General features: G+C 51.0%; 17 protein-coding genes and 1 pseudogene. 9 read left to right on the forward strand and 9 right to left on the reverse strand.

The window, feature by feature from the left end:
• Nucleotides 1-101 precede the first annotated feature (101 nt).
• The gene (locus C9J03_RS13420) at nucleotides 102-638 is read right to left on the reverse strand and encodes a hypothetical protein (protein WP_231580593.1); all 537 of its coding nucleotides are present in this window, start codon (nucleotides 636-638) and stop codon (nucleotides 102-104) included.
• Nucleotides 639-1251: 613 nt separating this feature from the next.
• Here C9J03_RS13420 and C9J03_RS13425 point away from each other — a divergent pair.
• The 3 genes from C9J03_RS13425 (at nucleotide 1252) to C9J03_RS13435 (ending at nucleotide 5562) form a co-directional block, all read left to right on the forward strand.
• A complete protein-coding gene (locus tag C9J03_RS13425; RefSeq protein WP_044621468.1) occupies nucleotides 1252-1878 on the forward strand; it encodes an NAD(P)H-dependent oxidoreductase in 627 nt (208 codons plus the stop codon).
• A complete protein-coding gene (locus C9J03_RS13430) occupies nucleotides 1875-3809 on the forward strand; it encodes a monovalent cation:proton antiporter-2 (CPA2) family protein (RefSeq protein WP_044621467.1) in 1935 nt (644 codons plus the stop codon). The genes C9J03_RS13425 and C9J03_RS13430 overlap by 4 nt, the downstream gene beginning before the upstream one ends.
• A gap of 544 nt (nucleotides 3810-4353) precedes the next feature.
• On the forward strand, nucleotides 4354-5562 hold the full coding sequence (locus C9J03_RS13435; RefSeq protein ID WP_039461861.1) for a NupC/NupG family nucleoside CNT transporter: 1209 nt from the start codon (nucleotides 4354-4356) through the stop codon (nucleotides 5560-5562).
• An 88-nt stretch (nucleotides 5563-5650) separates the two neighbouring features.
• On the opposite strand, the gene C9J03_RS13440 is transcribed toward C9J03_RS13435, so the two are convergent.
• The gene (locus C9J03_RS13440) at nucleotides 5651-5863 is read right to left on the reverse strand and encodes a hypothetical protein (protein ID WP_044621466.1); all 213 of its coding nucleotides are present in this window, start codon (nucleotides 5861-5863) and stop codon (nucleotides 5651-5653) included.
• Nucleotides 5864-6222: 359 nt separating this feature from the next.
• On the opposite strand from C9J03_RS13440, the gene C9J03_RS13445 reads away from it, so the two are divergent.
• A complete protein-coding gene (locus tag C9J03_RS13445) occupies nucleotides 6223-6705 on the forward strand; it encodes an outer membrane beta-barrel protein (protein WP_044621465.1) in 483 nt (160 codons plus the stop codon).
• A 152-nt stretch (nucleotides 6706-6857) separates the two neighbouring features.
• Here the strand turns inward: C9J03_RS13445 and C9J03_RS13450 are convergent.
• The 5 genes and pseudogenes from C9J03_RS13450 to C9J03_RS13470 form a co-directional block, all read right to left on the reverse strand.
• Nucleotides 6858-8135, reverse strand: a pseudogene (locus C9J03_RS13450) (nucleobase:cation symporter-2 family protein); the annotation flags it as partial.
• Nucleotides 8132-8932: a xanthine dehydrogenase accessory protein XdhC gene (xdhC, locus tag C9J03_RS13455; protein WP_044621464.1), complete on the reverse strand. Its 801-nt coding sequence runs from the start codon at nucleotides 8930-8932 to the stop codon at nucleotides 8132-8134. The pseudogene C9J03_RS13450 and the gene xdhC, both read right to left, overlap by 4 nt.
• Nucleotides 8933-8987: 55 nt before the next feature.
• Nucleotides 8988-11387 carry a xanthine dehydrogenase molybdopterin binding subunit gene (gene xdhB, locus C9J03_RS13460; protein WP_044621463.1) on the reverse strand — a complete coding sequence of 800 codons (2400 nt, stop codon included), beginning with the start codon at nucleotides 11385-11387 and terminating at the stop codon, nucleotides 8988-8990.
• The gene (xdhA, locus tag C9J03_RS13465) at nucleotides 11380-12822 is read right to left on the reverse strand and encodes a xanthine dehydrogenase small subunit (RefSeq protein WP_044621462.1); all 1443 of its coding nucleotides are present in this window, start codon (nucleotides 12820-12822) and stop codon (nucleotides 11380-11382) included. Before xdhA ends, xdhB begins: the two co-directional genes overlap by 8 nt.
• A 301-nt stretch (nucleotides 12823-13123) precedes the next feature.
• A complete protein-coding gene (locus C9J03_RS13470) occupies nucleotides 13124-13996 on the reverse strand; it encodes an NAD(P)-dependent oxidoreductase (RefSeq protein ID WP_044621461.1) in 873 nt (290 codons plus the stop codon).
• Between the two features lie 311 nt (nucleotides 13997-14307).
• Between C9J03_RS13470 and C9J03_RS13475 the strand changes: the two genes are divergently transcribed.
• The 4 genes from C9J03_RS13475 to C9J03_RS13490 all read left to right on the forward strand — a co-directional run bounded on the left by C9J03_RS13475 (nucleotide 14308) and on the right by C9J03_RS13490 (nucleotide 19215).
• Nucleotides 14308-14949: a hypothetical protein gene (locus tag C9J03_RS13475; RefSeq protein ID WP_146149083.1), complete on the forward strand. Its 642-nt coding sequence runs from the start codon at nucleotides 14308-14310 to the stop codon at nucleotides 14947-14949.
• A 200-nt stretch (nucleotides 14950-15149) separates the two neighbouring features.
• Nucleotides 15150-16970: a protein translocase subunit SecD gene (gene secD, locus C9J03_RS13480; RefSeq protein WP_044621460.1), complete on the forward strand. Its 1821-nt coding sequence runs from the start codon at nucleotides 15150-15152 to the stop codon at nucleotides 16968-16970.
• Nucleotide 16971: 1 nt separating this feature from the next.
• Nucleotides 16972-17868: a protein translocase subunit SecF gene (gene secF / locus C9J03_RS13485; RefSeq protein WP_044621459.1), complete on the forward strand. Its 897-nt coding sequence runs from the start codon at nucleotides 16972-16974 to the stop codon at nucleotides 17866-17868.
• A 159-nt stretch (nucleotides 17869-18027) separates the two neighbouring features.
• Nucleotides 18028-19215, forward strand: coding sequence for a cystathionine beta-lyase (locus tag C9J03_RS13490; protein ID WP_044621458.1), 1188 nt, complete (start codon nucleotides 18028-18030; stop codon nucleotides 19213-19215).
• A gap of 57 nt (nucleotides 19216-19272) precedes the next feature.
• Here C9J03_RS13490 and C9J03_RS13495 read toward each other — a convergent pair whose 3' ends face one another.
• Nucleotides 19273-19926: an HD domain-containing protein gene (locus tag C9J03_RS13495; RefSeq protein ID WP_082060502.1), complete on the reverse strand. Its 654-nt coding sequence runs from the start codon at nucleotides 19924-19926 to the stop codon at nucleotides 19273-19275.
• Between the two features lie 89 nt (nucleotides 19927-20015).
• On the opposite strand from C9J03_RS13495, the gene C9J03_RS13500 reads away from it, so the two are divergent.
• On the forward strand, nucleotides 20016-20339 hold the full coding sequence (locus tag C9J03_RS13500; protein WP_044621457.1) for a hypothetical protein: 324 nt from the start codon (nucleotides 20016-20018) through the stop codon (nucleotides 20337-20339).
• A 136-nt stretch (nucleotides 20340-20475) separates the two neighbouring features.
• Here C9J03_RS13500 and C9J03_RS13505 read toward each other — a convergent pair whose 3' ends face one another.
• Nucleotides 20476-20757, reverse strand: coding sequence for a hypothetical protein (locus C9J03_RS13505; RefSeq protein WP_039461888.1), 282 nt, complete (start codon nucleotides 20755-20757; stop codon nucleotides 20476-20478).
• Between the last annotated feature and the right edge of the window lie 301 nt (nucleotides 20758-21058).

The raw sequence follows: 21058 nt of genomic DNA on the forward strand, positions 1-21058 counted from the left end.
GGCGCTTTTTTTCTTTGCCGTTTTTTGTGCCGCAAACAAGGCCCAGTTTCTGTCTATCCGGTCTTGGCGGACCGTTCAGAATGTGAACTTTCCCGGGCCCTTTACTGGTAAATAGTCCCTTCTATTTGTGCATGTTCGGGAATGTGGGGAATGGTGATGCCACCCAGATAGATATTGCCTTTGACAACCAGGAAGGGGGGCAGTTCGCTGATCATGGAGTTGGCCAGGTAGAGATCCCCACCGACATAGAGTCGGGTCGGCAGTTTGGTTAACTGGGTCCCCATAAGGCTGAGGTCGCCGTTGACTTGTAATCCTTCGCTGATGGCGATTATTTTCGAGTGGGCAAGGTTGAGATACCCACCGATATACAGCTGGGCGGGCAAGTACTCAATATTACTGTAGGCCAGGTTCAGGTTGCCGTTGACCGTCAGGGTGCTGGGCAGGCGGCGGATCTGGCTATTTTCGAGATTAAGGTTACCCGCGACAACCAAAGGATCGGGCAAAACCAGTTCGGCAGAACGGCGCAGGGATACATTACCGTAGGAGTCGGTATGGTTGAGTAACTGCTGGGGGATAATAACAGACTTAGCGACGCTATGGTTTACGGGCAGCAAGATCAGGAGTAGCCATATGGACATATGGCGAAATGCCACGGTTGTTTGGGCCTGGTCTGTTGAGGCTCTTGTCTTTAAACGAGCGCTGAGTGAGTTTGCATTCATAACCAATGCCGTTATGGCTCCCTAATGATCTCTTTTGGTGCACCGTGCACGTTTTGTAATCATCTGAATAATAAATAAGAGATAGATTATTACTATACAAAGCGATGTATTGACAACGGCAATGCCAAAAAAACGCGATAAGTGGCCCAAAAGCGTATTTATCGTTTAAATAATAGAGATTTCCGATAATAAAACGAATAAAACAGGCACTTTTTCGATGCTTAAAGCTGGCTGATGAAACTTGGCACCACCTTTGCTTAGTTATTTATGCGTTTCGGGCAACAAGCTTGGTATCCATTACCTCCCCTGGGACATTGCGTCCTTTCCTTGGATACCGAGATTGGAAACGATGTAAGCAATTAGCACAACTTCCTTTGGGCGCTCTTCCAGGCGCCCTTTTTTTCTTTGTCAGTCTACACTTAATGCAACCATAAAAACCTATATGTTGCATGTAGGCTGTTGTCTTGTAAGAGTTTTGGCGAATGCGGCTTATTCGCAGCTTGCTATTTCCATTCCCAGCGAGAGGATGTTTATGTCAGGGGTCAAGAACAAAGTGCTTATCCTTTTTGCCCATCCTTCTGTCAACCGCTCTGAAATCAACTGGCCTTTGTTCTGCTCGTGCCAAGGCATCGAAGGGGTAACCACGGTTGACCTCTATCATGAATATCCTACCTTCAGGATCAATATCGACAAGGAGCAGCAAAGGCTGAGGGAGCACGATATCGTGGTGTTCATGTTCCCCATGTACTGGTATTCCACCCCGGCCATCTTGAAAGAGTGGCAGGATTTGGTGCTGGAATATGGTTTTGCTTATGGTTCAGAGGGAACGGCTCTACAGGGTAAGAAGTTCCTCTGCGTGCTGTCCGCGGGGGGGCCTGCCTCAGCCTACTGCGAACAGGGCTTTAATCATTACACCATCAGAGAATTGCTGCATCCGCTGGAACAAACAGCGGTACTGACGGGGATGCACTATCTCGCGCCCTACGCATTGTTCGGCGCTCGCACCGCCGTAGAGGAGAAGCGGGTGGGCAAGCACATAGCCGGTTGGCAGCGACTGCTACTGGCATTGAGGGACGATCGAATTGATTTTGAGCAGGCCGGTGAAGTTGCCAAGCTCAACGATCATCTCGACAGTCTGATCACGGAGGAGCCAGCATGACGGTCTATTTTATTCAGGCATTTATATATCTGTGCGCCGCTGTGGTCGCCGTTCCGATAGCTAAGCGGCTTGGCCTAGGTTCGGTGCTGGGGTATCTGATAGCCGGTGTGGTTATTGGTCCCGTGGTGGGCTTGGTGGGTGATGAGACGCTCGCCATTCAGCACTTCGCCGAATTTGGTGTTGTGATGATGCTTTTTTTGGTCGGGTTGGAACTAGAGCCTAAAATGCTATGGGATATGCGGCATCGACTGCTTGGTTTGGGCGGGCTGCAAGTCGGGCTTACCACCGTTGTGGTGATGGCCATTGCGATGGCGTTGGGGCTGGGGTGGACCCTGGCGCTGGCGATTGGATTGATCTTTTCCCTGTCATCAACGGCGATTGTTCTGCAGACCTTCAACGAGAAAGGGCTAGCCAAAACGGAGGGAGGCAGAAATGCCTTCTCGGTATTGCTGTTCCAGGATATCGCTGTGATCCCAATGCTGGCGTTGATCCCGTTGCTGGCACTGCCTGAACTGGTAGCAAAAGCCCAGCAATTGGCGCAGCAGGCGGCCGAACATCATGAGGAACTGAGCCTGGTGGAAGGCCTGCCGGGCTGGGGGTATGCGCTAGTCGTAATAGGGGCCATCGCTGCGGTGGTAGTGGGTGGTCACTTCTTAAGTCGTCCGCTGTTTCGGTTTGTGGCCAGTGCGGGATTGAGGGAGATTTTTACGGCTACCGCGCTCATGCTGGTGATTGGTATTGCTGCCTTGATGAGCCTGGTCGGATTATCACCGGCCTTGGGAACCTTCCTGGCCGGTGTTGTGTTGGCCAACAGTGAATTTCGCCATGAGCTGGAGTCGAACATTGAACCGTTCAAAGGGTTATTGCTCGGTCTGTTCTTCATTACGGTTGGCGCAGGCATCGACTTTTCTGTTTTGTTCAGCAATGTCGGCATGGTGGTAGCGATCACTCTAGGGGTGATGGCTGTCAAGGCGACAGTCTTGTTTGTTCTAGCATTGATTTTCAGGGTAAAGGGAAGCGATCGCTATTTGCTGACATTGAGCTTGGCCCAGGCCGGTGAGTTTGGTTTTGTTTTACTGAGCTATTCAGTGCAAAACCATGTGCTGCCGGCAGGTATTGCGCAAGTATTATCCTTGGTTGTTGCTATCTCGATGTTCTTGACCCCGGGACTGTTCATTTTCTTTGATAAAGTGGTTCTACCGAGGTTTGAAGCGAAGAGTAACGAGCGCGAAGCCGATAAAATTGATGAAACGGGAGCTGTGATTATTGCTGGGATTGGTCGTTTTGGACAGATAGTTAACCGCTTGCTGGTTGCAAACGGCGTCAAGACAGTCGTGCTCGATCATGAAGCCGGGCAAATTGACAACATGCGAGCCATAAAAATCAAAAGCTACTATGGGGATGCCACCCGTCCTGACTTGCTGCACACCGCAGGTATTGAAGACGCCAAGTTGCTGGTTATTGCAATTGATGACCAAGAACGGGCGGTCGAGTTGACCGAGTACGTGAAACACACCTATCCCCATATCCGGATTTTGGCACGGGCCTACGATCGGGGACACCATTACGCGCTGCGTTTTGCGGGAGCGGATTTTATCATCAGCGAAACCTACCATTCTGCACTGACATTGGGAACTCAAGCCATGAAGGAGCTGGGTATCCATCCATTCCGAGCCGAGCAATTGCGGCAAACCTTCGTCGAAACCGAAGCTAAGAGTAAGGAAGCGCTCTACCAAGCGTGGAAGGACAATACCGAAGAGAGCAAATTCAATGCAACGTACCGCGATCTGTTTATGCAGCTTGAAGAAGCGCTCAGCAACGAAATGAAGGCCGACAGGCATGATAAACATGCGTCATCCGAGCGGGGATGGACTCCGCCACCGAAAGGCTATATCGATGTCATTGCGGAAATGCAAAAAGATCAAGACTAGTCTTGGCCAATAGCGAAAACAGCAAAAGCCAGAGATGCGCAGCAAGGCAATTCTGTAGCTTGGGTTGCACGCATTCTGCTAGATATCAGAAAAGCAATGGAAAGGAAAGCGCCCGAAAAATAGTAAACGATTGCTTTTTTTTGCTTAAGATTGACATCTGGAAATCTTTTCTTACATTTGCTGAATCTTTGCCCAATTAAACACAGATCACGAAAAAATCACCCTTTTGGGTTGTTAATGTGATCTATATCTCTATATACTCCGCTTCCGGCCAGAGCCATAGAGGCTCAGCCACCTTAGTTACAAGCTGTCACCATGGACATGTGAATGACCCACGGAGTTGGACCGGCATTACTTAGCTTGTTAATTAGGTGACTTGTATGTTTTACAAATGGACGGACAATTCCACATTTTCTGGGCTCTTTTGCTCAGGACCTTCCTGTTCAGCTTTCTCCCCGAAGGCGATGTCCCCATTGGTATTGCAGGCAGTAACACCTTCATTTTTCGATTTCCCAACACATAGTCAAAGCAACAGGACGAAATAATGCAGTTGTTAATTAGTTTGGCCGGTATCTTGGTACTGGTATTGTGCGCGTACGCGCTATCTGAAAACCGTAAAGCAATCAACTGGCGCACGGTTGGTGGGGCGTTGTTGTTACAGGCCAGCTTTGCTGCCTTGGTCTTGTATATTCCCGTTGGGCAAAAGATGCTGGGGGCAATGAGTAGTGGTGTTGCTAGCGTATTGGGTTTTGCCGATGAAGGGATCAAGTTCCTGTTTGGTGATCTAGCTACTTCCGGTTTTATCTTTGCTATTCGCGTCCTTCCTCTTGTTATCTTCATTAGTGCTCTTATCTCCCTTCTTTACTACCTCGGTGTGATGCAATGGATCATCAAAGTGATTGGTGGTGGTATTCAGCGTGCGCTGGGTACAAGCCGTGCCGAATCACTGGTTGCCACGGGTAATATTTTCCTGTCGCAGGGTGAATCGCCGCTGTTGGTGAAACCGTTCCTACCGCAAATGACTCGTTCAGAACTGTTCGCCGTCATGACTGGTGGTATGGCGTCGGTTGCCGGTAGCGTATTGGGCGGTTACGCGGGTCTTGGTGTTGAGCTTAAGTATCTAATTGCCGCGAGCTTTATGGCTGCGCCGGGCAGCTTGATGATGGCTAAACTGCTGGTTCCAGAGCAAAGCGTTGCCGTTGAGCAAACTGATATTGAAATGGCGAAAAGTGATCACAGCAATGCGATTGATGCGCTAGCTGCAGGTGCCATGAACGGTATGAAAGTCGCGGTGGCTATCGGTACTATGCTGATTGCTTTTGTCAGTGTGATTGCGATGGCGAATGCCGGCCTTGAAATGGTAGGTTCTTGGGTTGGTTTCGAAAGCCTGACGCTGCAGGGTGTTCTTGGTTACCTATTCTCGCCGTTGGCCTTTGTGATCGGCGTTCCTGCTTCTGAAATGCTACAGGCTGGCGCGTTCATCGGTCAGAAAATGATCCTGAACGAGTTTGTTGCCTTCCTAGACTTCGTCAGCATTAAAGAGACTCTTTCACAGCATAGCCAGGTGATTATCACGTTTGCTCTGTGTGGCTTCGCTAACATTGGTTCAATCGCTATCCAGATTGGCTCTATTGGCGTGATGGCCCCTGAGCGTCGCGGTGATGTGGCAAGCCTAGGTATTAAAGCTGTACTGGCTGCGACACTGGCTAACCTGATGAGTGCGGCGTTGGCTGGTATCTTTATCAGCCTGTAATTAACCTTACAGCCATAGCTAATCCAACCAAGCCGCCCAAATGGGCGGCTTTGTTGTATGGGGTATTACAACTTGCGTTGTTTGATAGTTATTCATGGCATAAGTACTTTTGACGGTAAGCGAAAGCTTTGCTGAACAGGGTGACCATGAAGGCAACGTAGATAAAGCCTAGGCTAAAAGTAATGCGTTCATTCGCTAACAGTTGGTAACAGCAGAAAACAAATACCAGAATCGTCACAGTTACATTAATTACATGGATGAAAGGTCGATCTTTCGACAAGCGGGCATAAGTTCTAATCATTTTTATCTCATGATTATTTGATATCCTTTGGTTCAATATGGAAATAATTTACTTCATTAATTCTTTATGAAAAGCAGAAAGAAGTCGAAATGTGAATCTAGCAACAATTATAAAAATATTAAGCATATTTAAGTTGTGAATAATTCTTCATCTAAAATGTTTGAGATGTTTTTGGTTCATGGTTTTTTACTATGGTTGTCTAGCAATGATGCCTTAATTCGGGTTTATTAGATTTTTTTTTGTTATTTTGATTATGTTTTAATTAATGTGAATTAAACACTTTTTACTATGATTAATGGCTTTTTGCTCGTACCTTGTAATTACATTTTGAACACTGTTTTTTACTAAAGAGGTACGCAATGAAATCATTAGGTCTAATCATGGCATCTGCAGTCTTGCTGTCTGGCGCTGTTTCCGCCGCTGAATATGAGACTTTTGTGGGGGTGGGGGTAAGTGATGGTGTGATGTACAACGGAGGCCATCAGTTTGAACCTAACCTGCGTGTGGGTACGGTTATTAACGATAAGCATCGATTGACAGGTACTTATGCTTATGCGACGGACTCCAAGGATTCAAATATATTTGCTTCGTATGATTATTTGGTAAGTATTTCAGATAATCAAAAGTGGAACTGGTTTATTGGTGGTAGTGCGGGTTATGCCGTATTCAAGGATGCGGGTAATGATTGGAGCCTCGGGGCTCAAACCGGTGTGCAATATCAAATTAACGATAAGTACAGCATGGAAATGGGGTATCGTGTCATTGATACCTGGGATGATTGGAAAGACCGAAATATGTCACAGCTCGATTCGTTTTATCTTGCAGTGGATATCAAGCTTTAAGTTGATATTATATTAATACCTTAAGGGGATAATGGGGTGTCTGCTCTTATCCCTTTTTCATTTCAATAGTATTGCCTGTTTCGGTTAATTTGATATTTTTGTGATGTTTTCGTGGAATTAATTGCCTCGTGTGCAAATCACCCTTCCGTATCGGATTGCGGTAAAACCGCATTCAATATGACCGTGACGATAGTGCCGGTGGCAATGCCTGAGTGAAAAAACGTTGCCAGTTCATCGGGTAACTGGTGCAGCAGCCGCGGCTCAAAGATAACGGCCAAACCCGAGGCCAGGCCAATACAGACTATCAGTGCATTGCGTTTGGTGTCTTGGGCTTTGCTTAGGATTCGGATCCCGGTATACGCGATCATCCCAAACATCACCAAGCCAACACCGCCAATCACTGGTTTGGGAATGGTGACTGCAAGGGCGGCAAATTTGGGGAAAAGGCTGGAGAGGATTAGCAGTCCGCCAGTCATTGCCACGACAAACCGGCTGGCAACGCCGGTAATACTGACAATCCCGACATTTTGGCTAAAAGAGGCGAGAGGCATGGCGGTGAGTAAGGCGGCAAGGCTGCTGCCAAGGCCGTCCCCGAGTAAGCCGCGTTTGAGATCGTCACCAGAGATTTCCGTGTGGCAGTTTCGGCCTAGCGCAATGAAGTCACCGGTGGCTTCCGCAATCACAACGATGTATACCAGACTCATGCTTAAGATTGCGCCCCATGAAAAATGCAGGCCGTACTTCAGGGGAACTGGCCGGCCGAACCAAGAGGCCTGTGTGACGTGGTGCAGTTCGACCATTCCCAGCCCAAGAGCAAGGAGGTAGCCGCCAGCAAGTCCGAAGAAAATGGCGGCAGCGGCCAAGCTTCCCCTTCCGAAGACAGTGACCAAAACCACAATGGCCAGTGAGAGAGCCGCCAATAGCAGCTTGCCCAAGGAGGCAAACTCAGCGCTGTCCTCTGCAGTACCGCTTATCCATTTGATAGCAACAGGCAAGATGGTCAGCCCGATGAGAGTGACCACTACGCCGCTTACCACCGATGGAAAGAGCCGACGAATTTTGTCCATATAAAAGCTGGCGGCAATGACCAGCAGCGATCCGACAAGTGCTGCGCCCATAATGCTGGCGATCCCTTCTTCCTTGCCGATGGCAATGGCAACCCCCAGAAAGGCAAAACTAGACCCCATAACAACCGGTAAGCGGATCCCGACAGGACCGATACCGATGCACTGGATAATGGTCGCGACGCCAGAAACAAACAGCGAAGCATTGATCAGGGCAACCACTTCCGCCGGGGGGAGTCCGACGGCGGTGCCGACGACCAGAGGTACGGTCACAATGCCGCCGATGGAGGCTAGCAAGTGCTGGATAGCCAGTATCAGCGACAGCCCCAGAGGGGGGCGCTGGTTGAGGGTATAGAGTAGTTTCATTCTTGCTTGTTTATCTGGTGGGGTTGGCTGGCCTGGTAGTTGGCAATGAGCTGGGCGGCAATGGATATTGCAATCTCTGCCGGATGTTTCCCCCCAACTTCACTCAGCCCAACAGGACAGATCATCCGGTTGATGTCATGTTGGCTAAAGCCTCGCTGGCTTAGCTGGTAGCAGAACCTTTTGCATTTGGTGTCAGAGCCTATCAAGCCAAAATAAGCAATATCCTGACGCCGGAGAATGGCTTGTGCCAGCATGAGATCAAGCTGGTGGCTGTGGGTCATCACCAGATAATAGCTGCCTGCAGGGAGCGCCCTGACTTCCGCGACCGGGTCATCACTGATGATCTTTGTAACCCTGGATGGAAGTCGAGCCGGAAAGATTGACTCACGCTGGTCGATCCAACTGATCTCAAAGGGCAGTGAGGAGAGGGTATTCACGACCGCTTTTGCGACGTGGCCGGCACCGAACAGCGCGAGATGGTAGTGGTGCTGTACAATGGGCTCGAAGCAAAGCGTGGCTATTCCCCCGCAGCACTGGCCGAGCCGAGCGCTGAGGGGGAAGCGTTCGGTCTTGAGCTGGGAATTTCCGGCAAGCAGCATCTCTCGGGCTATCTCAACGGCTTTATACTCCAGGTGGCCGCCTCCGATGGTGGCAAAGACTTCATCGCGGGTCACCAGCATTTTTGTTCCGGCAGTGCGCGGCACCGAGCCTTGCTCATCCAGTACGGTGACCATCACGCAGGGTTCACCCAGTTCATCAAGGCGGGCCAGTTCATGGATCCAGTTATCGCCACTCATAGAAACAACCTGCTGGTTTGCTGCGCACTTTTGTTTTCACCTGTCCTCCGCTGCACTATTGGGAGCTCTTTGTCGGGCTGGCGTTGTTTGCTGTTGTTGAGTTTTGGTTGCTGGCTTGCAGTTGGCTGATTGCCCGGAGTACCCGCTCCGAGGTGACCGGTGTGTCAAGTTCGGGAAGAGTACCGCTCTCCGAGGTCGATGAAATAGCGTGTTTTAGTGCCCCCACTACTGAAATTGCCAGCATGAACGGGGGCTCTCCGACGGCCTTGGAGTGAAAGATGGTCTGCTCTGGGTTGTGGTTGTTTTCCAGCAGGCTGACACGAAAGTCGCTAGGGATATCGGCAATCGTCGGGATCTTGTAGTTGGATGGGCCATCCGTTATCAGCTTGCCTTTGTCGTCCCAGATGAGCTCCTCGGTCGTTAACCATCCCATTCCTTGGATAAAGCCGCCTTCGATCTGACCTCTGTCGATAGCCGGGTTCAATGATGAGCCGACATCATGGCAGATATCAACCCTCAGGACTTTATACTCGCCAGTGAGGGTATCGACGATAACTTCGCTGCAGGCTGCCCCGAAGACATAGTAGAAGAAGGGGCGGCCGCGAGCCTGGCTTTCGTCGTAGTGGACCTCTGGTGTGCGGTAGAACCCCGTACTTGATAACGCGATCTGGTTGAGGTAAGCCAGTTCGATAAACTCTTTGAATGGTAAAACGTTTTCTCCAATGTGGACGGCGCCGTTGCGAAAGGCGATTTTCTGTTCATGAGTGTGGAAGTGCTCACTTGCAAAGGTGATCAGCCGCTGCTTGAGGGTTCTGGCGGCATTTTGCGCCGCTTTGCCATTTAAGTCGGCACCGGAAGAAGCGGCTGTCGCCGAGGTGTTGGGGACCTTATCGGTTCGGGTGGCACTGATTTGGATCTGGGCGATATCGACCTGGAATTCCTCTGCTACGACTTGGGCGATTTTTGTATTTAGCCCCTGTCCCATTTCTGTACCGCCATGATTGAGATGAATACTGCCGTCCGTATAGAGGTGGATCAGGGCGCCAGCTTGGTTGAGGAAAGAGGCGGTGAAGGAGATTCCAAATTTTATCGGAGTGATTGCCAGCCCTCTCTTCAGGATCGGACTGTTCCGGTTGAACTCTGCGATAGCCTGGCGTCGAGCATGGTAGTTGCTGCTGGTTTCGAGTTGCTCGGTAACAGCATGCAGAAGGTTATGCCGAACGGGTTGATAGTAGTGGGTTGTGTTGTGTCCGTTATCGTCTTGATAGAAGTTACGCTTGCGAACTTCGAGCGGATCTTTGCCGAGGTAGCTGGCGATTTGGTCCATGACAGTTTCTATGGTCACCATGGCCTGAGGCGCCCCGAAGCCACGGCAGGCGGTATTGGAGGCAATATTGGTCCGGCAGCAATAGCCATCAATAGTGACATCACCAAGGTAATAGGCATTGTCACTGTGGAACATGGCCCGGTCCATGATGGCGGCCGAGAGATCGGGTGAATAGCCGCAGTTGCTGGCTAGGGTAAGTTCTATTCCCTCTATGACGCCGCTGTCGTCAAAGCCGACAGTGTAGCGGTTGTAGAAGGGGTGGCGCTTGCCGGTCATCAGCATATCTTCTTGGCGGTAGAGGCAGATTTTGGCCGGACGCCCGGTGAGGTGGGAGACAACCGCCGCCATACAGGCCGGTCCTGCGGCCTGGGTTTCTTTCCCGCCAAAGCCACCGCCAATGCGGCGGGTATCGACCACGACATTGCACATCTGGGTGCCGAGGACCTTGGCGACTTGTCGCTGGACATCACTCGGGTTTTGGGTCGACGCATAGACGGTCATGCCGCCGTCTTCTGTCGGCACAGCTTGGCTGGCCTGGGGTTCCATATAGAAGTGTTCTTGGCCTCCAATATTGATTTCCCCCTCGATTTTATGGCGGGCCCTGGCGAGGGCGGCCTTGGCGTCGCCCCTGCGTTGCCAACGTTTGTCGCAGACTAATTGCTTTTTTTCCAGCGCTTGCTTGATGCCGAGTGTTGCCGGTAATTCCTCATATTCGATGATAGCCGCTTGTGCGGCCCGGTAGGCGGTCTCCGGCGCATCGGCGGCCACGATCAGCACTGGCTGGCCGATATATTCCACTACGGCGTCGGCAAGCAGCGGGTCTCCGGGAAAGATGGTACCGATATCTATCTCGCCTGGAATATCCTTGCTGGTGACCGCGAGTGCAACGCCGTCGAACTCATAGCACGGGCGGACATCCAGTGCGGCGATCCTGGCGTGGGCGTGGGGGCTCAGCCGGGCATAGAGGTGGAGCTGATCCTGCAGGTCGAGGCGGTCATCAACAAAGACGGCTTCGCCGGTGGCATGTTTCCTTGCACTTTCGTGTTGGAGGCTATGGCCAATCCCCGAGTGTAAGTCAGACCCTGCTTTCGATACATCGGTGTTGGCAGGACGGTTTTGATTAGCCATAAGTGGTCACCCTAGTGTCGATTTGACCGTTTTGCTGTTCGATGAAAAATCGGTAAAGCAGGTTGGCGGCTATCTGGCGACGATAGCGCGCGCTGGCCCTGAAATCCGATAAAGGCGTGAAATCTGAGTCCAGGGCGAGCATCGCGCCTTCGATGGTGCTTTTGTCCCACGGGCTGCCCAGCAGGTGCTGTTCGCAGTGTGCCGCTCGCTTGGGTATCTCGGCCATGCCGCCGTATGCGATCCGCGCGGAGGTGACCACCCCATTGGCAATGCCGATATTGAAGCCGGCACAGACAGTTGAAATGTCGTCGTTGAGGCGCTTTGAGACCTTGTAGCAATGGAAAATCAAATCTCCTGGCTTGGGTATGCTAATACTTTCGATAAACTCGGAAGGCTGCAGAGCGGTTTGCCGATATCCAGTAAAAGTTTGTTCAAGTGGGAGGTGACGAGTCGTGCTGCCCTGACGCAGGTTGAGGCAGGCATTGAGGGCTATTAACAGCGGTAAGCTGTCACCGATCGGTGAAGCGGTGGCGATATTGCCGCCAAGGGTTGCCTGGTTGCGGATCTGCTGTGAGGCAAAGCGACCGAGCAGATCGCCGAAGTCCGGGTAGTATTGTTTGAGGCGATCACGGCAGTCGCTGAGCGGTACGTTGGCGCCGATGATCAGCCTATCGTCATCTTCAGTGATGGTTTTCATCTCTGATACGTGGCTGATGTCGATAAGGGCATCAATCTTGTTATGTTGCTGGGTCACTTCCATTGCCATATCGGTGCTACCGGCAATGAGTCGGGCCTGCGGTTTGTCCTCCAGTAGTTTGGCCAGTGCATCGGTTGTCGAGGGAATATCGCAGCTTAGGCTCTCGACCGACAGATAACCCGGCTCATGGCGGAGGCTGGTGAGCTTGGCGATAGTGGATTGCTCCTGCTCACTAAATTGATCCTTGATCGTTTGGCTTTGCGCCAGCGACAGGGCGGCATTGAGGATGGGTTGGTACCCAGTGCAGCGGCAAAGGTTGCCCGATAGCGCCTCGATAGCCTGCTGGCGGCTTGGCTGGGAAGTGTTCTTGATAAGTGAAAACACTGACATGACGATTCCAGGCGTGCAAAAACCGCATTGTGAGCCATGGCAATCTACCAGTGCCTGCTGGACGGGGTGGAGGGCTCCGTCCTGGTCTTTTAACGCTTCGACGGTGATCAACTGCTTGCCATGCAGCGCCGAGACAAATACCGTGCAGGCGTTGACGGCACGGTAGAGCAACTGGTCATCACCGGTTAACTCGGCCAGTACTACGGTGCAGGTTCCGCAATTGCCCGATCCGCAGCCTTCCTTGGTGCCGGTTCTGTTGACACAAGTGCGTAGGTAATTGAGCACTGTCATATTTGGCGATAACCGCTTTTCCTCGCGCAACTCCTGATTGAGTAAGAACGTGATCAAGGCGACTCCTTAATTAGATGAAGATGAAAGGAGATTTGTATAAGTATGGCAGGGGCTTGTGCAAAAGGGAGAAGATCTTATCGAGGATCTTGGTTTGTTCTAAGTGGCGGCCAGAGCGTTGTTGAGAGGGATGGCGGGGTGAGTTTTTGCTAGTGGCTTAAATGGGGTACTAGGCTACCGGAAGGAGCGTACGAGGAGGTCATTGACATGAGTCTTCTCCCCGTAGGCTCCTTTAAGGTCAATCAGCCCTGCTGTGACTTATCGGGTGGCAACAGCAAGATGCGCTACCCAAACGGGCCATTTACTTATCAAATTGTTTGATAAGCACCGAAGTATCCGCGCGGTTGAAGCCACGCTGTTGTAGTTCGGCATACTCTTGGTCGACTTGCTTGGCAAGGGGGAGATCAATACCGAGTTTCTCGGCAGCGTCAAAGCAAATGCCCAGATCTTTTCGCATCCAGTCGATGGCAAAGCCGAAGTCAAATTTATCTTCAGCCATGGTTTGAGCGCGGTTTTCAAGCTGCCATGACCCGGCCGCACCATGCTTGAGGACTTCGGTCATCTGGGCGATATCCAGTCCTGCTGCTTTCGCCAAGGTAATAGCCTCGGATAGGCCCTGCAGAATCCCTGCAATACAGAGTTGGTTAGCCATCTTGGTGATTTGACCATAGCCGACCCCGCCCATCAGGGTTGCGGCTTTGGCAAAACAGTCTATTACCGGCTTGGCTAGTTCAAACACCTTGCTATCCCCGCCCACCATCACCGTCAGGCAGCCATTTACGGCACCGGCCTCTCCCCCGGAAACCGGTGCATCAAGGAAGCTGAGCTGGCAACCTTGGGCCTGCTCGGCAATTTCTTTGGCGACCTCAGCAGAGGCGGTCGTGTTGTCGATAAGAATGGCGCCAGGCTTTGCTGAAGCCAGGATGCCATCTTCGCCACAATATACTTGGCGTAAATCATCATCGTTGCCGACGCAGGTAAAGACAAAATCGGCCCCTTCGGCCGCGGCTGCAGGTGTTAATGCATAGCTGCCGGCGTAGGTTTCAACCCATTTTTCGGCCTTGGCAGTGGTGCGGTTAAAAACGGTTACATGGTGGCCAGCATTGGCAAGGTGTCCAGCCATCGGGAAGCCCATGGTGCCCAGTCCAATAAATGCGATTTTGTGTGATGTCATGAATTTGCTTCCCTTATGATGACCGTTGTACCGTAACGGTGATGATGAACAGTGTTGTATTGTAACGTCTGTATCTCGATGAAAGAACAGAATATTATTGAATAACCACGAGATATAGCACAATTGGGGCTGTCAAAAAATAACTAAAAAAATGTGGGCAAGCGCAATCTTTTCTTGTGGTTCACTAGCGGTAGCCCTATTATGCGCAAAGTTATTCTGATAATGGCTGATTTATGCTGGCTTCTGTGCTGAGAACTTTGATGCTGATAGTATGTTTGGGATTTGTATGGCCTAGCCATGCAGGCTCAGCCATGCCTGTATCAAGCTATACTCCAGCACAGGATCATAGTGTGGGCCATGGTGTCGATAGTACGTCCAGTGACTATCTGCCAATGGCGTTTTCTAAGCAGTTGGCGCAATCGGCATCTTTTGACCGTTTTTTTGCCACCGCCCACGGTATCCGTTTGCAGCAGCCCGATGAGCAAACTCCATCGCTGCTTTCCGATGCTGCTAGCGGATTAGAAAGCCTGCTCGACGGGCCTCAGTCTGCACAGCTCCAGTCCTCGCCGTCAAAGGTTTCTCAAACTGATCTCTCTGCTTTATTTAAGATGGATCAGGGTGATTTGACTGAGGCAGGACATAATTTCGGTCATTCCCATTCCAATGACAACCAGCACTCCAATCACAGCCGTAGTTTAGATCTTGCAATCGCGGCATCCAGCCGATTTGCCAACTTGCTTCGTCACGACCCAGAAGAGATTGAGCCGGCCTATCAACTGGCTATTGAACTGCCTGTCGAGCCGGTCCCCAGTTTTGTTAAGGGCTACCAGGTCGACATGCTGCCGTCTTTGGATTGGATGCTGAATACCACTCCTCCTTCGGGCCGGATCTCCGGTTGGAAGGAGTCCAACCTCATCTATACCGTTTACCACCATCGCTTGCCAATGGCGTAGTCCGCCATCGATCTAATCTGGCCTGTTAGTGGCCAGGAATGTTGAACCTTGCCTGTTAGCACTCCATCAATGCCAGTGCTTAATTGCTGAGTATTGCCGTGAGAATGGGCAGGGGCGGTAATTGATACTGTTATCCAATTTTCGGAAAACAGGCGCTGCTCATTTCAATGAGATGGGCAAGCAAACCAGTGGTATAGAATATGAGAAAAAAAGCCCCTCAGCGGTTAATCAACCATTACCCCGCTTGGAAGTATGTTGTCCTAATTGTCACATTGGTTGTGATGATGCTAAGCGCTATTCCGACCTGGTACGGCGAAGATGCTGCCGTAGAGGTTTCGGCCAAAGGAGTGCCGGTACCTGATGTTGTTCAACTGCAACACACCTTGAAGCAGCATGACATTGCGGTTAAGCGTATCGACCAGCAATCCGATAACACCTTGGTGGTGCTTGCCGATGAATCTCAGCAGACAGCTGCCCGTACTGTGCTGGCCGAGGCAATGGGGCCTAACAGCGATTCGCAGCTGACCTTGGCTATGACCCCGGCTGCGCCGGTATGGTTGCAGAGCATGGGCTTTGCGCCGATCAAGCTCGGCCTCGACCTTCGCGGCGGCGTGCAGTTCTTGCTAGATGTGGATATGAACCAAGTCTACCAGGCCCAGGCTGAACTGTTGCAAGATGAGCTGCGCCAGGAGTTTCGCCAGCAGGGGATCCGTAATACCCGCATCGAATCGGTCGCTTCGGATACCTTGCTTGTGCGCCTTCCAAACAGTGAGGCCAATGGCAAAGTTCGTCAGTTCATCCGTCAAAACTACCCTCAATGGCAAGTGACCAACGAGTCGGGCCATGGTGTGAAACTCGCCTTGAAAGCTGATGAGCAAACTCAGCTCAGAAACCTAACCGTTCAGCAAAACTTGCAAACGATGCGTAGCCGTATTGAAGAGTTGGGGATCACTGAAGCCTTGGTTCAGCGTCAGGGGGAAAACCGTATCCGCATTGAGCTGCCGGGGGTTCAAGACCCGGCTGCGGCAAAAAGTGTTATCGGTGCGACCGCCAGCTTGGCTTTCTACCCGGTCCGTGAACTGGGCAGCGGCAGTACGATGACAATCAATGATGAACACGGCAATCCGGTACGCGTAGCACGCAAGCCAATCCTGAGCGGTGATCATATCGTCGATGCCCGTGCCAGCTTTGGCGAAATGGGTATGGCCGAGGTGAACATCAACCTCGACAGCGCTGGCGGCAAGATCATGTCTGACTTTTCGCGTCAGAACATCGGCAAGCCAATGGCGACCGCGTTCAGTGAATACAGCCGCGATAGCGAGGGCAATGCGGTACAGGAAAGCAAGATCATCAGTGTCGCGACCATCCAGAGCCAACTGGGTAACCGCTTCCGTATCACCGGTGCAGGCTCTATCCAGGACGCTCAGCAATTGGCATTGCTGCTGCGTGCCGGCTCGCTGACTGCTCCTGTTACCATTGTTGAAGAGCGAACTATCGGCCCAACTCTAGGGGCGGAGAATATTGAGAATGGTTTTGCGGCACTGGCACTGGGCATGGGCCTGACCTTGATTTTCATGGCACTGTGGTACCGACGCCTGGGCTGGGTAGCGAATGTTGCGCTGATCTTCAATATGGTGATGCTGTTTGGTCTGCTCGCCATGATCCCCGGAGCCGTGTTGACGTTGCCGGGTATCGCTGGTCTGGTGCTGACCGTCGGTATGGCGGTTGATACCAACGTACTTATTTTCGAGCGTATTCGCGACAAGCTCAGGGAGGGCCGTAGCCTGGCCCAGGCCATAGACCGTGGTTTCAGCAGTGCTTTTAGCACTATTTTCGATGCCAACTTCACCACGATGATCACTGCCGTTGTGCTATACGCCATCGGTAATGGCCCGATTCAAGGCTTTGCCCTGACTCTGGGGCTCGGCCTGTTGACCAGTATGTTTACCGGTATTTTTGCTTCCCGCGCCATTATTAATCTGGTATGGGGTCGTGATGCTCGACGTGAGGTGCGAATTTAATATGTTGATTACTATGAAAAATGCAACAAAATGGCGCCACTTCACGAGTGTCGTCTCGATTATTTTGCTGATTGGCTCTTTGGTCGCTATTTCGGTTAAAGGCCTGAACTGGGGGTTGGATTTCACCGGTGGTATCGTCACGGAAATCCAAACGAACAGTGCGCTAACCAGCCACGAAATCAACCAGCAGCTTGATACCGAGCTGGGTCAGGATATCAGTGTCATCGCGGCCGGCGAGCCGGGACGCTGGGTCTTGCGTTATGCCATTCCCGAGCAAGGCGAAGCGCCGGATGTTTCCGCCGCAATGCACAGTCTTGATGCGCAGCTTCAGGTGCTAAATACCAGTATTGTTGGCCCGCAGGTTGGGCAAGAGTTGGCGGAGCAGGGCGGCCTGGCTCTGCTGATTGCAATACTGTGTATCCTTGGCTACCTGAGTTATCGCTTCGAGTGGCGCCTGGCGTCGGGTTCGGTGTTTGCCCTGGCGCATGACGTTATTTTCGTCCTGGGCTTCTTCGCCCTGACCCAGATGGAGTTCAACCTGACGGTGCTGGCCGCTGTTTTGGCTATTTTGGGTTACTCGTTAAATGACTCGATTATCATTGCCGACCGTATCCGAGAGTTGTTGATGTCAAAACCGGACAAGCCGATTGAAGACATCAATAACGAAGCGATAGCGGCGACGATTTCCCGCACCATGATCACGTCGGGTACGACACTGCTGACTGTCGGCTCTCTGTGGCTATTGGGAGGTGGGGCGCTGGAAGGGTTTGCCATTGCGATGTTCATCGGTATTTTGACGGGCACCTGGTCTTCGGTCTCGGTCGGCACCGCGCTGCCAGAGTTGTTTAAACTCAATGCGTCACACTACAAGCTGGAGCCGGTTTCACAAGAGCCGTAACAAGCCGTCATTGAATATTCGACAAGGGCCTTCGGGCCCTTTTTTACTGTCATTTCTGTTGCTTATTTCCTGGCAAGCCACTTGTACCCAACAAGCTGGAACTATGGTAACGTCAAATGAATGGAGACTAGCGCCAAGATTGAAAGGAAAAGACGCGAGATGGGAAAAAAATCACTAGAGACCAAGATCGTTACCGCAGGACGCTCTGAGCAATGGACACAGTCACTGGTCAACCCGCCAGTTAGCCGGGCATCGACCATTGTGTTCGAATCGGTTGAGCAGATGAAGCACGCAGCGGCTCACCGTACCAACAAAACCCTATTCTATGGCCGACGAGGTACCAATACCCACTTTGCATTTCAAGATGCCATGGTCGAGTTGGAAGGTGGTGTCGGTTGTGCACTCTATCCGTGCGGGACCGCAGCAATCACCAGCGCAATTCTGTCGTTTGTAAAAGCGGGCGATCATATTTTGATGGTTGATGGTGTCTATGAGCCGACCCGTGATTTTTGTGACAAAATGCTTGATAAGATGGGAGTGGAAACCACCTATTACGATCCACTGATTGGTGAAGGGATCCGTGATCTGATCAAACCCAATACCACGGTACTTTTCCTCGAGTCACCGTGCTCGATTACCATGGAGGTCCAAGATGTTCCGACCTTGGCACGCATTGCCCATGAGCATGATTTGGTCGTGATGCTGGATAATACCTGGGCCTCTCCGATTAATTTCCAACCATTTGAACACGGCGTGGATATCTCGATTCAAGCGGCAACCAAGTACATTGTCGGCCATTCCGATGTCATGCTGGGAACCGCAGTAGCTAATGAGCGTTGTTGGGATCAACTGCGTGAAAACAGCTACCTGCTCGGTCAGTGCACCTCTCCGGACGATGTCTACCTGGCGATGCGGGGTCTTCGTACCCTAGGGGTTCGCCTGAAACAGCATGAGCAAAACAGCATCAAAGTCGCGCAGTGGCTGGCGGGACGTGAAGAAGTTGACCATGTCCGTCACCCGGCATTTGAAAGTTGCGAGGGCCACGAGTTTTACAAGCGTGATTTCAAAGGCTGCAATGGCTTGTTTTCTGTTGTGTTAAACCGCGGGAATACCGAGGCACTGACAGCGCTGCTAGATGGCATGGAGCACTTTAGCATGGGGTACTCCTGGGGGGGCTTCGAGAGTTTGATCCTTGCCAATGAAAACATCAACTCGCTGCGTACGGTCGCCAAGAAGGACTTCGCCGGGCCGCTACTGCGACTGCATGTTGGCCTGGAATCTCCGGACGATCTGATTGCTGATTTGGAGCGCGGTTTCGAGCGTTTTAACGCGGTATTGAATCAATAATCGCGGCAACGCGAATCCAATGACAAGGCCAGCAATGCTGGCCTTTTTCGTTCGCGGTTATTGTCCGGCCTCGCCAATTTCATGGCCCAGCTGGCGGAGAAACCCTTTCATATATTCTGTCCGCCGCTCGGCTTCCTGCCGGCCTGCTTGGGTATTCATCGTGGCTGATAGTTTGAATAGCTTGGTGTGGAAGTGATCAATGCAATAGGCCTTGTCATTGAGTTCTCGGTGCTCGGCAAACGGATCGTCAGTTGCGTAAAGCGCGGAATTGAAACCGGTGCTGACCTGGATGCACCGTGCAATGCCGATAGCACCGAGCGCGTCAATGCGATCGGCGTCCTGCACTATTTTTGCCTCTAAAGTTTCAGGTGTGATATTGGCGCTGAAGCTGTGGGCTTCTATTGCATGGGCGATGGCACTGAAATAGTGTTCTGGGTATTGGAGGCTTCGCAGGAGCGCCACAGCTTTTTTGCCCGCCATTTTTGATGCTTGGCTTCGCTTAGGGTGATCCTTGGGCAGAGATACACAGTCATGGAGCCAGGCTGCCGGAATGATAACGTCCAGGTTGGCTTTCTCCTGTACGCCTAATTGCTTGGCTGCGGCGACAACCCGCTTGATGTGGCTTAAGTCATGGGCCAGGTCAGCAGTTTCGAGAGAGCGGATATAGCTCTCGAGATCTTGTTCTAATTTCAGGTATTGGCTGGAGGTCATGCAGGACTCTTCTTTAATTATCTTTCTTGAGCACCGGTGTGCGCAGGTTTTGGCTACTATTTAGTAAACGCCATACTAAAGGGGAAGTTATGAAAAAGACAGGGTATTGGGCTGCTATTGTCATACTCCCAGTGACAATACTTGGTTGTTCAAGCTCAGAGCTGGAAAGCTACCAGCTTTTTCCTGATGACTTTGTATACGATGTGCCTTATGACAGTATCTACCATTATGGCTATAACCAAGGGTGTGACAGTGCGCTTGGCGTGACGGGGAATTACGGTAAGGTCTTTGGTAAAGATGAAACCTTAGATGGAAGCGATACGAAATTCAATCAGGGCTGGGATGACGGTAATCAAGCCTGTCAGTCGGGCACGCGGGTACTGATGCCGACATCGTTTATCCATGCCAATTAGCGTGCCACAGACCCCGTCCCCATAAAAAAACAGACCGCGAAGGTCTGTTTTTGGTTAAGTCATTATCATTTTGTGTTTCAGATTTACCTAGCCATGTATCGTTATTAATCGTTCGTCACAAAATGTTATGTCTTATTTAGTTTGGTCTAGTCAGTGATTGTACTTGTCCGTCACGGAACGAAACCGGTACAACAGCATGGACTTCTGGCAGCAATAAAAATGCATCTTCATTTGATTCATTATTCATTTCCACCACAACTTGGAGGTGTTTGTTCAACGCCCGCTGCAGAGACGGTGTTGAAATTTTGTTACCTTGCTTGCTGAATTGACTGTATTGACCTTTACTGGAATATACCCAAACGTTAAACGGGTCATTCCCTTTTTCTAGTTGCTCGATAAAATCGGCGATGTTTCTCATAAAAGTCCTTTTCCCTAACCAATAACTGCGTATTGATTTTCCCATTATGGAATGAAGTTGTTATTTTTCAATTTGATTTACATGTCTTATCTAGGGTTATGTGACGTACATTGCAAAAAATTGAAACTCGTATGCATATCCAAAAATCAAATTAACTTGTCCTGTCACTTTAATCCCAAGTAATCGATAAGCTTGTCAATAAACAACCCCAGATTAATTCCTTGCGGGAATATTATCAAGAAGATGAATATGATGAAGAGTGTTATAAATATAAGCCTATTGTAAAATTCTTTTTCTGAAT

This window comes from Photobacterium gaetbulicola (genome assembly GCF_003025515.1).
In the GTDB taxonomy this organism is placed as follows: Bacteria; Pseudomonadota; Gammaproteobacteria; order Enterobacterales; family Vibrionaceae; genus Photobacterium; species Photobacterium gaetbulicola.

Bases quoted from the DNA above. Each gene is read 5' to 3' on its own strand.
- C9J03_RS13420 (WP_231580593.1), bottom strand. From the start codon at position 638: ATGTCCATATGGCTACTCCTGATCTTGCTGCCCGTAAACCATAGCGTC.
- C9J03_RS13425 (WP_044621468.1), top strand. From the start codon at position 1,252: ATGTCAGGGGTCAAGAACAAAGTGCTTATCCTTTTTGCCCATCCTTCT.
- C9J03_RS13430 (WP_044621467.1), top strand. From the start codon at position 1,875: ATGACGGTCTATTTTATTCAGGCATTTATATATCTGTGCGCCGCTGTG.
- C9J03_RS13435 (WP_039461861.1), top strand. From the start codon at position 4,354: ATGCAGTTGTTAATTAGTTTGGCCGGTATCTTGGTACTGGTATTGTGC.
- C9J03_RS13440 (WP_044621466.1), bottom strand. From the start codon at position 5,863: ATGATTAGAACTTATGCCCGCTTGTCGAAAGATCGACCTTTCATCCAT.
- C9J03_RS13445 (WP_044621465.1), top strand. From the start codon at position 6,223: ATGAAATCATTAGGTCTAATCATGGCATCTGCAGTCTTGCTGTCTGGC.
- xdhC (WP_044621464.1), bottom strand. From the start codon at position 8,932: ATGAGTGGCGATAACTGGATCCATGAACTGGCCCGCCTTGATGAACTG.
- xdhB (WP_044621463.1), bottom strand. From the start codon at position 11,387: ATGGCTAATCAAAACCGTCCTGCCAACACCGATGTATCGAAAGCAGGG.
- C9J03_RS13470 (WP_044621461.1), bottom strand. From the start codon at position 13,996: ATGACATCACACAAAATCGCATTTATTGGACTGGGCACCATGGGCTTC.
- C9J03_RS13475 (WP_146149083.1), top strand. From the start codon at position 14,308: ATGCCTGTATCAAGCTATACTCCAGCACAGGATCATAGTGTGGGCCAT.
- secD (WP_044621460.1), top strand. From the start codon at position 15,150: ATGAGAAAAAAAGCCCCTCAGCGGTTAATCAACCATTACCCCGCTTGG.
- secF (WP_044621459.1), top strand. From the start codon at position 16,972: ATGTTGATTACTATGAAAAATGCAACAAAATGGCGCCACTTCACGAGT.
- C9J03_RS13490 (WP_044621458.1), top strand. From the start codon at position 18,028: ATGGGAAAAAAATCACTAGAGACCAAGATCGTTACCGCAGGACGCTCT.
- C9J03_RS13495 (WP_082060502.1), bottom strand. From the start codon at position 19,926: ATGACCTCCAGCCAATACCTGAAATTAGAACAAGATCTCGAGAGCTAT.
- C9J03_RS13500 (WP_044621457.1), top strand. From the start codon at position 20,016: ATGAAAAAGACAGGGTATTGGGCTGCTATTGTCATACTCCCAGTGACA.
- C9J03_RS13505 (WP_039461888.1), bottom strand. From the start codon at position 20,757: ATGAGAAACATCGCCGATTTTATCGAGCAACTAGAAAAAGGGAATGAC.